3 protein-coding genes are annotated in these 2,627 nt (G+C 73.3%); all 3 read left to right on the top strand.

Annotated elements, in window-relative coordinates; translation table 11 throughout:
• Positions 1-409: 409 nt before the first annotated feature.
• The 3 genes from VM221_10155 (at position 410) to VM221_10145 (ending at position 2,507) form a co-directional block, all read left to right on the top strand.
• A complete protein-coding gene (locus VM221_10155) occupies positions 410-1,162 on the top strand; it encodes a tyrosine-type recombinase/integrase (GenBank protein HUT75178.1) in 753 nt (250 codons plus the stop codon).
• 88 nt (positions 1,163-1,250) lie between these two features.
• A complete protein-coding gene (locus tag VM221_10150) occupies positions 1,251-1,841 on the top strand; it encodes a hypothetical protein (GenBank protein HUT75177.1) in 591 nt (196 codons plus the stop codon).
• 39 nt (positions 1,842-1,880) lie between these two features.
• Complete coding sequence (locus VM221_10145) at positions 1,881-2,507, top strand: hypothetical protein (GenBank protein HUT75176.1); 627 nt, start codon at positions 1,881-1,883, stop codon at positions 2,505-2,507.
• Positions 2,508-2,627: the final 120 nt, after the last annotated feature.

The raw sequence follows: 2,627 nt of genomic DNA, 5'->3' as shown, positions 1-2,627 counted from the left end.
CAGGCGACAGTACGGCAGTGCGGGTGGTGCGGCCGGCGGCGACGGATCAGGTGACGACGGGGGGGGGGAGGGGGGGGCGGGATCGAGCCGGGGGGCGGGGGAGCGACGGCGGGCAGATCGGTGGTCGGAGGGAGGTGTCGGAGGATGGAGAAGAAGCACGGTCTACGGGAGAAGGGGCTTGACAGGTGCAGTAGGGCGGTGTATACTGGAGACACTTGCATAACATCTCCCGTAGACAACCGTTCGGGCAGCGTCGGGCAGGAGCTCGGCCAGGGCGCTGACGACGGGACCCTCCCCCTCCCCTACACCCCTCTGGCGGATCGGAGGGGGGGGGGCGGGTGGGGGCCGAAATCCGGGGCGATGCTGTTTCCGGGGAACGGCCTGCGGGACCGAGGCGGGTGCACCGACCATGGCCAAGCGCACCGCGAAGAAGCTGCCCGAAGCACTGAGCCAGGACGAGCTGCGCAGGCTGCTGGAGCGGCCGAACGTGACCACCACCACCGGGCTGCGCGACCGGGCGATGCTCGAGGTCATGGCGCGCGCCGGGCTGCGCGTCTCCGAGCTGGTGGCGCTGCGGCCCGAGGACATCACCTGGAGCACGCCGGGCGACGTGGGCCTGATCCACGTGAAGGACGGCAAGGGCGGCAAGGACCGGAACGTGCCGATCTCCGACCTGGCGGAGCGCTGGATGCGCGCCTGGGCGAAGGCGCGCTCGGGCCGCGCCGAGTGCTTCTTCCACACCTGCTCGGGGCGCTCGGGCGGCGCGGTCACCTCGAAGCGCGGCTCGCAGCTCAACCCGCGGACGGTGTGGGCGGCGGTGAAGCGCTACGCGGCCGCGGCGCAGCTGCCCGAGTGGGTGAGCCCGCACCGGCTGCGCAACACCTTCGCCACCTGGCAGATCGGCGAGGGCACGCCGACGGTGGTGCTGGCGAGCATGATGGGGCACGAGCACGTGGAGACCACGGAGATCTACACGCGGGTGGGCACGCCGGAGACGAAGGAAGCCATGCGGCGGATCAACGCGCGGAACGCGGAGCAGCGCAGCCTGGACGGGCTGCCGAGCGCGCAGGCGGTGGCGGCCGGGCAGCGGCTCGAGCGCATAGCGGAGCGGCTGGGCGTGAGCCTGGACAGCTACCTGGCGGCGCTGGAAGCCGAGGCGTAGCGCGCAACGGCGAGAGGACCGGCGGCGACAGCCGCGGCGATGAGGCCGCGGCTGTCGTGGTGTACGGCCGACGCGAAAGGCGGCGGTCGTGATGGGGCGGGCGGCGACGGGGCAGGAGCGGCTGGCGTGGCTGCTCTCGCAGCCCGGGGTGACCGCACAGGCGGTCGCGGCGGCGGCCGGGGTCAGCGAGGCCTATGTCTCCCGGCAGCGCAACGGCTCGCGCCCCGTCACCCAGGAGGTGCTGGCCGCCGCGGCCCTGGAGTGGGCGTGTGGCGATGACGCCGAACAGCAGAGCGGGCCCGCGGCCCGCCCCCCGGCGGGGGCGCCGGGGGCACAACGACAACGGCCGGACGGCGATGACGGCTCACCGACCATCTATGCCCCGGACGGGCGGATCGATCTGAGGCCGGTCATGGAGGCGGCGTGGGCCGAGGAGCAGGCGGCCATGGAGGCGCGGCTTGCGGCGGGGCTGCCGGTGTTCGGCGAGGGTGGGTGCCCGGTGAACGGGGCCGGCGGAACGGCGCACCGGCACGGCGACGGCGGGCCGGATAGTGATCCGGCCCCTCCAACGGCGACGGCGGACGGGTCGGGTGACCTGTCCCACAAACGGCAACGGCAGACAGGTCGGGTGACCTGTCCCACAAACGGCGACGGCGGACAGGTCGGACAGGTCGGGTGACCTGTCCCACAAACGGCAGGGCGGGTAGGAGGGTAGCGCGTGGACGATCCGGTGGAGCAGGAGGCGGTGGAGTGCATGCGGCGGATCAATGAGCGGCACCGGCAGCCCACGCGCAACCGCGCCGAAGCCCTCGAACGCGCCCGCATCGCCCAGGACCCGCGCGAGGCACCCATCCAACACGGCCTGTGGATGCGCTCGGGACTGCTCATGCTCTGCGACCGCTGCCCCGTCGCCGACCTCTGCGAGCATGCCGGCGCCGGACAACGCTGCCCACTCGAACGCCACTACGTCGACACCCGGCACCAGCAGATCAGCCGCGCCCTGGTCGACGAGGGCCACGACCCGCTCGCCCACGAGGCCCTGGTCACCTCCGCCGTCTGGGCCGAGATCCGCCTGGGCCGCGCCATGCGCCAGACCGCCGTGGCCGGCGAGTTCACCGACCGGCGCGACTATACCGGCGTCGCCAAGCAGATCCCGGCCCTGCAGCGCGCCGTGGGGCACGCCCTGGCCGACCTGAACCTGACCCCGCACGCGATAGCCAAGCTCGAAGCCCAGCGCGCCGCCGCCGGCGCCCCCGCCAACCCGCTGGGCTCCGTGGTCCACGACGTCGACGCGCAGGTGGTCGAGGCGGAGTTCGAGGAGCGTGAGGAGCGTGAGGACGCATGAGCGGAGAGCGGACGATCCAGGTGACCCCGCAGGAGATGGCAGTCATCCGCGGCGTGCTCGAGCGCGTCGATGCGCTCGGACGCGACGATCGCGCGCTCATCGACCGGGTCGCCGTCGCGA

The sequence above is a fragment of the Armatimonadota bacterium genome (assembly GCA_035527535.1).
Classification (GTDB): domain Bacteria; phylum Armatimonadota; class Hebobacteria.
The sequence above is the reverse complement of the archived record's forward strand: the minus strand, read 5'-3'. Positions and strand labels throughout refer to the sequence as shown.

Bases quoted from the DNA above. Each gene is read 5' to 3' on its own strand.
- VM221_10155 (HUT75178.1), top strand. From the start codon at position 410: ATGGCCAAGCGCACCGCGAAGAAGCTGCCCGAAGCACTGAGCCAGGAC.